Genomic DNA, 10,150 nt, shown 5'->3' with positions numbered 1-10,150 from the left:
CCGTCTGCGCTATTGGGCTCACCGTCCATTATTTGCAATACCCTTCTACGCGATTTTAGCTCTGGGCGGCGGCCTGTTTGCATTTGTGTCTCCATGGGTGGGCGTGCCTGTTATGGCTGTTGCCTATATTGGATTGTTGGTATTCAGCGTTATTGTGATGATCCAGCGTTTGCACGATTTGAATAAAACCGGTTGGATGTGGCTGCTTGCGTTAGTGCCTTTTGCAAATATTTATTTGCTCATTATTATGATCTTCTTCAAAGGTACTCCTGGCCGCAACAACTACGGCTTGCAAACTCCACCGAATAAAACCTGGCACTGGGTTGTAGCACTGGGTTTCCCTGTATTGGCATTGGTATTAGTGTTGGCGTTTGCGCTGCCGGCATACAACCAATACATGCAAGCAATGCAACAGGATTTCAGCGGCCAGTACGACCAATCACAAACTGATGCTTACCCAACTGAATACACTGAAGAAGGTGCAGTTGAAGATACCACCTACAACGACGAAGCCGTGGAAGAGGGTGTGACCTATGAAACTGCAGACGAGGAAGTTATCGAGGATGACGCGATTGATGCTGCGGAAGCAGAAGTGATCGAAGCAACTGAAAACGAATCCGAAACTCCGCAATAAATTATTTCTGGTTTAAAAAATAAGGCAGCTTCGGCTGCCTTATTTTTTTACAAAACTAAAGAAACGTGAGTGCAAACAATGAACATCATTGTTCGATGTACAAACCCGCTGGTATAACATCATGGTTGCGTATTTAATGGGGAACTTGTCGGCCGCCCCGATGTAACCTACGGCGGAACACTTTTGATAACACATTAATTTTAGCGATGTCCGAAGTCGGTGGCGGCAATCACCAGCAAGAAAACCCCGGTATTTATGTTGCGGGTGGTGCAGGCAATGCAATCCGTTCCGGTACAGGTATAGATGCAAACAACACCGGCATGTCGAATTTGTACCTCGATATCTCCAAGGCATTTGGTTTGAATTGGGGAAGGTATGGGAATAGTTCGGGCGGGGTGACTGGTTTTTTTCGGTAAATTGTATAACTTAAAAAGCCAATCCAATATTTGTTGGATTGGCTTTACTCAACATTGATATAGCCCTCTTGCCAATGATTCTGATTGCAATTTAATTCGATCAATTACCAAAAGAGATTCTTCATAGCTGGTACAAATTTCCATTTTTTCAGCACTTTTCACCATTTTTATGAAACAGCTTTGAGTCTGGTAATTATTCCAAGCCAAGGCAGGTGGCAATGGCTTCCAATGCTGCTTTTTCTTTTTTATCGATTTTGCTCCCAAAACCAAAAAATGATCCTGATGCGTTGGCGATTCTGTTGCCTAAGTCGAGGAGGGATTTTTTGATTTCCAGCGCATCTTCAGGTGAAAGACTGGTTTCAAGAATTAACCGTATCTTGATTAGTTCTACTACATAGTTGAGATCGGCTGTAGCCATTGCTGAGAGACGCTCGGGCACAGTCGAGATAACGTTGGTTACGATTCTTACCATCAAATCATGAGTTTGGCTTTCTGGTGATGAAAGTACTTTGATAAATTCCAGCACCTCTTTTTTGTCGATTTTTCCATCAGCTGCTGAAATAAGAAAGAAAATCAGGAATGGAGCATTTTTTAAGGTTTCAAAGTCATCTCCTTCAATTCCTGAAGAAGCTAGCGCATCACCACTGTCTGGTTGATCTTGATATTGATTTTCCAGAAGTTCATTTCCTTGTGGGTGTGACTCGATTCCATCCCAAAAAGAATTGCTGAGATCTTCCAAATCTTCCGTTGAAATCCCACTGAATTTCGTGACCTTGAGTCTGTGCACTGCAAACCCTTTTTCATGATCCGCATGTCTGTAGGGGAACATGTACTGAATACGGCGTTGTTCATCACCATTCAAACTAACGTCAATAATAATTGCATCGGTCTTGCCGGTTTCGAGTGTGATGTAGCCGTCCCGTATAAAAACCACACCTTTTGTATCTTCAGATAACTCGGAAATTTTTTGCTCACCCAATGCAATTGCTTTGACGGATTCCATTGCATATCTTTCCATTCGTTGCTCACCTGCGCTATCAAGGTAACCAACAATGGGGATGAGTGTTTCACCGGAAGAGATGCTCCAGAATGCATGCCCTGTATAATGCCCGGCCATTTTCATTACATCTTGCATGGTATTGCTCCTTGATTTTATTGATTGAGATTGCTTGTTTTGTTAGTGCTAAATTGTTTGTATAACGAAAGGTGTAAGTTAGTAAAGATAGCAAGTTGTGCGGTTTTTACAAAACTCCCTCACTCTTAATTTCCAAATACGCATTCGCAACGCGCACGGCTAATTCGCTGGCTGTGCAGTCAATTGCATAGACGCCAGCGGCAGTGAGCTTGCGATGCGATTCGCGACGTTCATGGAGGAAGCGGCGGACGCCGGCATAATTGAGTGAATCGTCAAAGGTGTGCACTGGCGTGTCGTTGAGTTGGTCGAGGACTTGTTCGCGGATATTGGCGACCATCACCAAATGGCGTTTTTTTAACAGGTTTACGGCAAGCAATAATTCACTGTTGTCCTCGTCGCGCGAGTTAGTGACTAAAATCACCAGCGAGCGTTTGGGTTGTAGTACAGCAAGCTTTTCTGCGGCGGTAATGTAATCGGCAGTGGATTGGTTTGCATGTAGGTCATAAATACCATTAAGCAATACTTTTACGCGCTCGACACCTTTTTGTGGCGGAATCCAACGGTGTTGGTTGCCGAAACTCATCAGGCTCACGTTATCGCCTTGGCGCAATGCGATATAACTCACTAGCAGCATTGAATTGAGCGCGTGGTCGAAATGGCTGAGTTCATCATCTTTCGCGCGCATGCGACGACCGCTGTCGATCATCAATACAATTTGTTGGTCGCGTTCATCTTGATAATCACGTGCAATTAATTTCTGCCGACGCGATGTCGCTTTCCAATCCAATTGGCGCAAGCTGTCGCCCTGGCGATATTCGCGCAGTTGGTGAAACTCCATGCCTGCACCACGGCGCTGTTTCTTTTTAATGCCAATTTGGCTGGTGTGGTTTTCGGTGGCGAGAATCGCGTAGTTGGCGATGGCGACAAAATCCGGAAATACTTTGGCGGTAGTTGTCTCACCGGCCCAATAACGGATATGCCATAAACCCAACGGGCTTTTAAATTGGATATGGGTTTTATCCAATTGCAGTGAGCCGCGCACCAGTGGGCGCAATAAATAATGGTTGGTACTGATTTTGTTGGGTTCCAGCTCAATGCGCAGCGGTAAGTTTTCGTAGTTGGCATCCGCAGGTACACCATCAAAAATCTGGATGGCTACCCGATCGGTAAATTGATGGCGGATGCGCAGCTTTACTTCGGTCCATTTATCAACCGCAAGATTGCCCGGTAATTCACGCGTAATTTCCACCGGCGGCAAGCGACGCGATAATAGCCAGTCGAGTAATGCGATAACTGTTGCAGCAATAAATAATCCCTGCGGCAAATAAGCAGCGGCGCTCCATTTAAAATAATGGGCGCTAAAGGCGTTGATAAATACCAGCGCTGCAAGCAGCGCGAAGGCAGTTATCAAACGTGTGCTGGGAATCCATGTTCTGCGCATAATATTTTTTTCAGTAAGGGAATCAATGTCTCGGAGCTTCAACCTGCAACAAAATATTGTGCAGAATCCGCTCGGCAGCGATTCCTTCAATCGCCAATTCCGGTGATAACAAAATCCGGTGGCGCAGTGCCGGGATAAACATTTTTTTCACATCGTCCGGTGTTACAAACGAATTATTGTTGAGCAGTGCATAAGGGGGTGGTGGAGAGAGGAGGGCGATACAAGGGGGGGGGCCAGCGCCGCGTGAAATGCCAGACCAGCTGCGTGTAGCGCGCACCAGTTTTACTACGTACTGCAAAATTTGTTCGTCTACGGTTATTTGCTCTGCAATTTTTTGCAGGCTTAACACATGTGCTGGTTTTAATAGTGTGCGGATATGCTCCAGACCAAAACCACCTTGTGATTGTGAAGTTACCTGGCGCAACATAAATTGTTCATCGCTCTCGCTTGGGTAATCAATAATCACTTTCAACATAAAGCGGTCGAGTTCTGCTTCTGGCAGCGGATAAGTACCTTCTTGTTCGATCGGATTTTGTGTTGCGAGCACCATAAAAGGTTCGCCGGTTTTGAAGGATTCGCCTTCAATAGTGATTTGCCCTTCTTGCATTACCTCAAGCAATGCCGCTTGGGTTTTTGCGGGCGCGCGGTTGATTTCGTCAGCGAGTAATAAATTGGTAAACGCGGGGCCTTTGCGGATTTCAAATTCCTGTTTGGCCATATTAAACATCGCGTGACCAGTCACATCGCTAGGCATTAAGTCGGGTGTGAATTGCACGCGTGAAAATTGCCCGCCAAAACATTTGGCTAGGCTGCGTACCAATAGGGTTTTACCCAAACCGGGTACACCTTCAATCAATACATGGCCGCGTGCGATCAGAGCAATCAATACCTGCTCGATTACGGCGTCCTGACCAATCAAGACTTTTTTAATTTCATTCAGTAAATTGTTGGCAACGGTGCTCGCCTGCTGCAAACGATTTTGCAAACTCTCATCGGCGTCCGTTGCTTTGTTGGTTTCAATGCTGTCGTTGTTGCTAATTGACTCAGTCATAATTGCTTCCTGAAAGTTGCTTTCTGATAGTTTGCAAATGTGCAATCGCTGCGGCAAATTCCTGGGGATGGTGCAGGCCGTCGGCGAAAAGAGCTTGTTTGATATCGGCTTGGGAAATGCCGGTTAGTTGGTGTAAAAACTCAAGGCGCTGTTCACCTGATGCTTGATCCAGATTGGGATGCTGCTCATCCAAACGCTCCAGAATTTCTTTGCGCAATACATTGAGTAATTGCGGGTGCTGCTGTTTGCGCCAGAGCAACATGGCGCTGGCGTAAATGTGTTCGGCCAGGCTACGGCGTCCGCTTTGTTCAACAACCAATACCGGGCCAAAACGCACGCTGAGTGACCAGAGCCACAAGGCCAGTGCGATAATGCCGGCGATGACACCGTAGCTGGTATTGCGCCACAAAATGCTCGCGAGTGATGGGGCATCCTGATTAATTAAAAACCATACGCGGCCATCTGGATTCACCAATCGCCAGAGTCCGTAAGCGTGGTCGTGACAGTCAATGCGCTGGTTTGCCCAAATAGTATTGTCGCTGGTGATGGTGACTGAGCCTTCGCCTATATCAAAGTAGAGCAGGTGCTCACGTTTTTCATCGTAGTGATAATCCTCTTCCTCATCTGTTTCTTCTTCCGCTACAGATTCATTTTCTTGCGCATCACCAACGGCAAGGTCTTGATCTGTTGGTGTTTCACCGCTCTTTGTATCTTCCTTGGCATCGTCGTGAGCGATATAGTCATAATAAATAAATTGGCTGCGGCGACTGAAATCAAAATTCAGTGGTTTTTCTTCGTCGGCAAATTCAACCGCTGTAGGTGTTTCTTTCATGTTGCAGCGATAATAGTTTTCCGGTTTTTCGTCTTTTTTGGCTTTCCCATTTTTCTTGTTGGTTTTTTTATCGCTCGATTTTTCTGCTAGTGTTTTTTCTTCTGTATCTTCAGTTGGTGATTTTTCAAGGGGTGTGTCCTGCTTGTCATCCGCTTTTTCCGTATCAGAATTTTCATCATCGGATTGGTCACTTTCCTCGTCAAAACCATCGGCAAGCTTTTCCAGCAGGTCACGGGTGTCAGCATCAGTTTCTTCTGGCTCCAGCTCGATATTAAAATCGTTTAGCAGCAGATCCTCTTCACTGGTGTGGGTGCCGATAAACGGATTTTGCGTTGAGGTAATCAGGGTGCCGCCCGCTTCCACCCATTCATAGAGCGAATCATAGCGTTCCTGAGTCAGCGTTTTGTAGCCGTTGATAATCACAATCGTGTCTTGTGCATCCAGTTTGAGGTTGCGCCAGGAATGTTTATCCAACAGGCTCAGGTTTTTTACAGTAGTGGCTTGCACGCCCTGTTTGCGCAAGAAAATTTCAGCGGCAAGAAAATCGTTTTGTCGCGCCTCTTTTGAATAGCCTAGATCGATTTCATTCTCTTCCCACTCCAGTGTGGTGTACCACCAATAGCCCAATCCAGCCAAGACAGCGGCCAACGCACCGATTATCAATCCGCGCTGCAAACGCGTTAGCGATTCTTTTGCGTCACTCACTCAGCAGCTCCTTGTGCATTTGCGTTGTTGCTTTGCTGTAGCCAGCAGCTATTCCAGTTCGCACATAAATATTGCGCCTTCTCTGTCGTGGGTAATAAATGGCCATAGGCCAGCCGCTGCCATTCACGGGTGAGTGCAACAAAATAAGCAACACGTGTTTGTGCACTGGTGTTGCTAGCAAAATGCTCGCGCATTAATTCTGCACATTCGCGTTCGGTATGGCCATCGTGAATATCCACGCCGCTATGAACCAAATGAAACAAGCTGGCGCGATAGAGCAGGGCGAGGGCTGCGCGCATATCACCTGCTTGCAGAAGTTTGAGTGCATTAGTACTGATGTCTTCCGGCAGCGATTCGCGGGTCACATCCATCCCAAACAGGGTCACCGGTTTTGCTTTGGGAGCGGGTGTAGGTTTAATCCGTACAAACTGCGCGGCTAGCCAATGTCGATAGCGATAAAAAACAAAACCAATTAAGGCGAGTACCGCAAGCCATAAGAGTATTTCCAAAAAACTGGCGGCAGCGACAAACCCTTCAAAATTGGCTAGAAATTTAAAAAACTTTTTCCAGAAAGTTGATGGTTCTTCATCCTCTTCTGGTTCATCGAATTTCAATGTGCGCTGTATTTCCTTACGGCTAAATTCGGATTGTTGTAATACGGCTTTGATGGATTCCTGCGCTTGGTTGCGATCAATTTCAGTGAATTCACCGAGCGGTTTATCGATCACTGCTTCGCCGGAATATTCCTCAGTGGTTCCTACAGATTCCTCTACCGCCGGCAATTGTTCATCGGCAAAGGCAATGCGCTGTGCATCGAAGGTAAAAATGCTGAGCCCAAGCGCCAGCGTTAAAAGTAATGAAGGCAAAATATTTCCCGTACTGCGTTTGTTGGCGATGCGGCGGAAAGCAATATCGATATCCCACGCCTCCAATTTAATGCGGCGATTTAAATAGAGCGCAAATCCGCAGGCGACATAAAAGGGGGCTGTGAGGCTGAGGGCGAGATACCAGATGGACAACTGCAGCAGATGCAAATTGGAAGATTCCTGATCAAAAAAGAAATTCGCCCATTCGATATCAATTTCACGCGGAATCAGCGCCCAGATAAAACTGATAATGCCGATCCATAAAAATATTTCCAACGCGAGCCCCATAAAACTCATCCAGCTTGCAGGCGAGGAATCTTCGCGGTGCAGTACACCCAAACGGTCTTGACGACGCGCGCCGCTTAATCCTTCCAGTTGTAATACCGGTAAATCCATACTGCGAGTTGGGCTGAGCCTTCTCCAGATCAGGCTGGAAAAAATTTGTTTCAAAGCGAGCGATGGAAATAATTTGAAAGTGCTGCGCGTATCGGGCAAGTCATTAAATACGGCGTGGCTGAGGATATGTAATAGTGGGCGTTCCAACACCGGTTTGAGCCACCAGATAAACAGTGCACCCACCCAAAACCAATTGTCGGGAATCAGCAACGTAAATATAAAAAAGGGAAAGCTCACCAGCAGCCAGATTTTCATCATCGGCAGCCACCAGCGTTTGGCCATTAACAAACCCAAATCCACCGCTTCCCATGCACTGCGCGGGCGAATCTCGATTGTGACTTGATCCAGATTCATCCCTGGCCTCGCTCGCCGCGCAAACTACGCCCGCTAAACACTAAATAACCAATCACCAGAGCCCACAAAAATCCACCCACCAGATATTTCTGCCAAGGCATAAGAATATTATTGGACGACCAAAAAGCTTCGATGAAAGCGGCGATCACTAGCATGATAATCACACCATACACCAGTTGGATGGCGATGAGGCTGGCGCGTTTGAGCGATTCTTTGCGCGTGAGGTTGCCTGGTGCCAGCAATGCGTAGCCGAGTTTTAAACCCGCGGCACCGGCGATACAAATAGCTGTCAATTCAAAACTGCCATGACCGACCACAAAACTAAAAAAGGTTTGGGTAAATTCAGCATTGGTTAAATGCCCGGCAACTGCACCCATCAACAAACCGTTGTAGACGAGAAAAAAAATCGAGCCAACGCCAAATATAATTCCTGATGCGAAAGTGCGAAATGCCACGCTGATGTTATTGCTGATATAAAAACCAAACATCTGCACGTTGGTATCGGATTCACGCGCGCTGCCAAGCGTGCGGTTTTCCGGATCGTACATACTTTCAAATGAACTGACTTGCTCGGGTGCAGTGACGGTGTAGACCAAATCTGGCTGCCACAAAATCGCTAAAAACATCAGCAGCCCCGGAACATAAAGCAGAGCGGTTGCCCACCAAATATAACGCTGCTGCTCGCGCACCAAGCGCGGAAATCCCGCCACAATAAAGCTGGTGAATTGCTGCATAAAGGGTTGTTTGCGGCGATACAACTGCTGGTGGCCGCGCACGACTAAATCGCCGAGTTTATCGACCAAATGGCTCGAGTAGTGGCGATCTTTTGCGAGCGCGTGGAAATGGCAAAGGCGGCGATAGCGGCTGGCAAAACTCGCCAGCTCACTGCCCTTGAGGCGGCCATCGGGTTTTTCCAGCTCTATAATTTCCAGCTCCATAACATGCCAGAGCGGTTGGTAAAGTTGTTCAAATTGTCCTTGTTTCATGTCATCGTCCTTACTGCTTGCCGACCATGGTGTTGGCCATTTGTTTGATGGCAATCACCGGATCTTTGCTGCCGATAACGGGTAAAAGAATTGTTGCCAATTCACTTTGGCGCTCGGCCGATAAATATTTACTGCGCTCGGCAAACGCGAGCAGGGCGCGTTGTTCGTCGGTGGAAAAGTCGGCGGGCACTGGCAACTGACCGCGCACTTCAAAACTGGGTTCGCGCGCAGGCGGCGCCTCGTAAATCACCATGCTGCCAGCGGCCAAATCGCCCAGCCGTTTGAACTGGCGGTTGCACAGGCTGGCGACAATACCGGTGAGGTAGAGCATGGGCAGAAAATCGACAAAGCGTAATAAATTGCGCAACAGCGAGGGACCAAAGGTAATGGGCGTGCCATCGTCGTTAACTACGCGGATGCCCATCCATTTTTTTCCGGGCGTACGCCCTTGGCGGGTAACTTCAAAGAACACGGGATAAAACCATTCGAGCAAAAACGCGAGTATCAGCGCTATGCCGGTACCCATGCGCCCAAGCAGGGAGAGGACAATAAAAATCACGGTGACTATGCCGTAGCGGATCAGGATATCCAGCAATTGCGCCAGTACCCGCACACCAAAACCAGCGGGTGTCAGTGGGAGCAGTGCACCTTCCGGAGTTTCAAGTGATTGGCGGGTATCGAGTAACAAATCCAACTGTCCTTATACATCGGCGAACCATGCCACTTAGGGCATGGCGCCATGCCGGGTTATGTCGCTTAAATTATATTTTCTGGCGGATCGGGTAAGTGGTGAGAATAGCGGATAAGCCATTTGTTGAATAGAAAATTTTCCTATCGGGGCGGCTGATTGCAATTCGTCAAATCATATTCCAGAAAGGTATTTCTCCCATCTCGAGTGAGTCATGTATGATCTCGCGCCATTTTGTGTGACCTGTGTATCAGTAAAATTAACTTAGTATTGAGGTAAGTAAGATGTTAGGAGTGTTTAAAGGATGTGGATCCCGGATGATATCCAAAGGGATTGTGGTGATGGCGACGTTTATGCTGTTGTCAGCATGTGGCGGTGGCGGTGGCGGTGGCGGTGGCAATAGCACCTCATCAGCTAGCAAAAAATTGACAGCAAATGCGGGCGCGGATTTGATCGTCAATACATCGGCGCGCGTCGATCTTGATCCTCAGGCTTTGGTTGCGAATGTCAGCTCGGCAAAGCTCAGTGCACAGGGTTTGGAATTGCTAGGCTCATCTGATAACAAAGAATCGATAGTGGCGCTCACGTGGACCAAGTTGGAAGGCCCGGATTTTGCCATCTCATCGAGCGGAATTAACGATGGCAG

General features: G+C 47.4%; 10 protein-coding genes. 3 read left to right on the top strand and 7 right to left on the bottom strand.

Annotated elements, in window-relative coordinates; translation table 11 throughout:
* Positions 1 to 634, top strand: a 634-nt coding sequence (locus tag ACWA6V_RS10485; protein ID WP_449522439.1) for a DUF805 domain-containing protein, incomplete at its 5' end; no start/stop codon positions are given.
* Between the two features lie 206 nt (positions 635 to 840).
* On the top strand, positions 841 to 1,050 hold the full coding sequence (locus tag ACWA6V_RS10480; protein ID WP_449522438.1) for a hypothetical protein: 210 nt from the start codon (positions 841 to 843) through the stop codon (positions 1,048 to 1,050).
* Positions 1,051 to 1,243: 193 nt separating this feature from the next.
* On the opposite strand, the gene ACWA6V_RS10475 is transcribed toward ACWA6V_RS10480, so the two are convergent.
* The 7 genes from ACWA6V_RS10475 to ACWA6V_RS10445 form a co-directional block, all read right to left on the bottom strand.
* Complete coding sequence (locus tag ACWA6V_RS10475) at positions 1,244 to 2,185, bottom strand: hypothetical protein (protein WP_449522437.1); 942 nt, start codon at positions 2,183 to 2,185, stop codon at positions 1,244 to 1,246.
* 106 nt (positions 2,186 to 2,291) lie between these two features.
* On the bottom strand, positions 2,292 to 3,626 hold the full coding sequence (locus tag ACWA6V_RS10470; protein WP_449522436.1) for a DUF58 domain-containing protein: 1,335 nt from the start codon (positions 3,624 to 3,626) through the stop codon (positions 2,292 to 2,294).
* Positions 3,627 to 3,648: 22 nt separating this feature from the next.
* Positions 3,649 to 4,677, bottom strand: a complete 1,029-nt coding sequence (locus ACWA6V_RS10465; protein ID WP_449522435.1) for an AAA family ATPase — start codon at positions 4,675 to 4,677, stop codon at positions 3,649 to 3,651.
* On the bottom strand, positions 4,670 to 6,214 hold the full coding sequence (locus ACWA6V_RS10460) for a DUF4350 domain-containing protein (protein ID WP_449522434.1): 1,545 nt from the start codon (positions 6,212 to 6,214) through the stop codon (positions 4,670 to 4,672). The genes ACWA6V_RS10465 and ACWA6V_RS10460 overlap by 8 nt, the downstream gene beginning before the upstream one ends.
* Positions 6,211 to 7,830 (bottom strand): DUF4129 domain-containing protein, encoded by a 1,620-nt coding sequence (locus ACWA6V_RS10455; RefSeq protein WP_449522433.1) that lies wholly within the window; start codon positions 7,828 to 7,830, stop codon positions 6,211 to 6,213. The genes ACWA6V_RS10460 and ACWA6V_RS10455 overlap by 4 nt, the downstream gene beginning before the upstream one ends.
* Positions 7,827 to 8,816 carry a stage II sporulation protein M gene (locus ACWA6V_RS10450; RefSeq protein WP_449522432.1) on the bottom strand — a complete coding sequence of 330 codons (990 nt, stop codon included), beginning with the start codon at positions 8,814 to 8,816 and terminating at the stop codon, positions 7,827 to 7,829. The genes ACWA6V_RS10455 and ACWA6V_RS10450 overlap by 4 nt, the downstream gene beginning before the upstream one ends.
* A 10-nt stretch (positions 8,817 to 8,826) precedes the next feature.
* Entirely contained in the window at positions 8,827 to 9,504 is a 678-nt protein-coding gene (locus tag ACWA6V_RS10445; RefSeq protein ID WP_449522431.1) for an RDD family protein, read from the bottom strand.
* A 317-nt stretch (positions 9,505 to 9,821) separates the two neighbouring features.
* On the opposite strand from ACWA6V_RS10445, the gene ACWA6V_RS10440 reads away from it, so the two are divergent.
* Positions 9,822 to 10,150: hypothetical protein (locus tag ACWA6V_RS10440; protein WP_449522430.1), on the top strand; the 329-nt coding region annotated here is incomplete at its 3' end.

The organism is Cellvibrio sp., assembly GCF_053579595.1.
This window is presented reverse-complemented; position numbering and strand designations above follow the sequence as displayed.

Excerpts from the sequence above, each read along its gene's own strand:
- ACWA6V_RS10470 (WP_449522436.1), bottom strand. The coding sequence starts at position 3,626 with ATGCGCAGAACATGGATTCCCAGCACACGTTTGATAACTGCCTTCGCG.
- ACWA6V_RS10455 (WP_449522433.1), bottom strand. The coding sequence starts at position 7,830 with ATGAATCTGGATCAAGTCACAATCGAGATTCGCCCGCGCAGTGCATGG.
- ACWA6V_RS10450 (WP_449522432.1), bottom strand. The coding sequence starts at position 8,816 with ATGAAACAAGGACAATTTGAACAACTTTACCAACCGCTCTGGCATGTT.
- ACWA6V_RS10475 (WP_449522437.1), bottom strand. The coding sequence starts at position 2,185 with ATGCAAGATGTAATGAAAATGGCCGGGCATTATACAGGGCATGCATTC.
- ACWA6V_RS10465 (WP_449522435.1), bottom strand. The coding sequence starts at position 4,677 with ATGACTGAGTCAATTAGCAACAACGACAGCATTGAAACCAACAAAGCA.
- ACWA6V_RS10480 (WP_449522438.1), top strand. The coding sequence starts at position 841 with ATGTCCGAAGTCGGTGGCGGCAATCACCAGCAAGAAAACCCCGGTATT.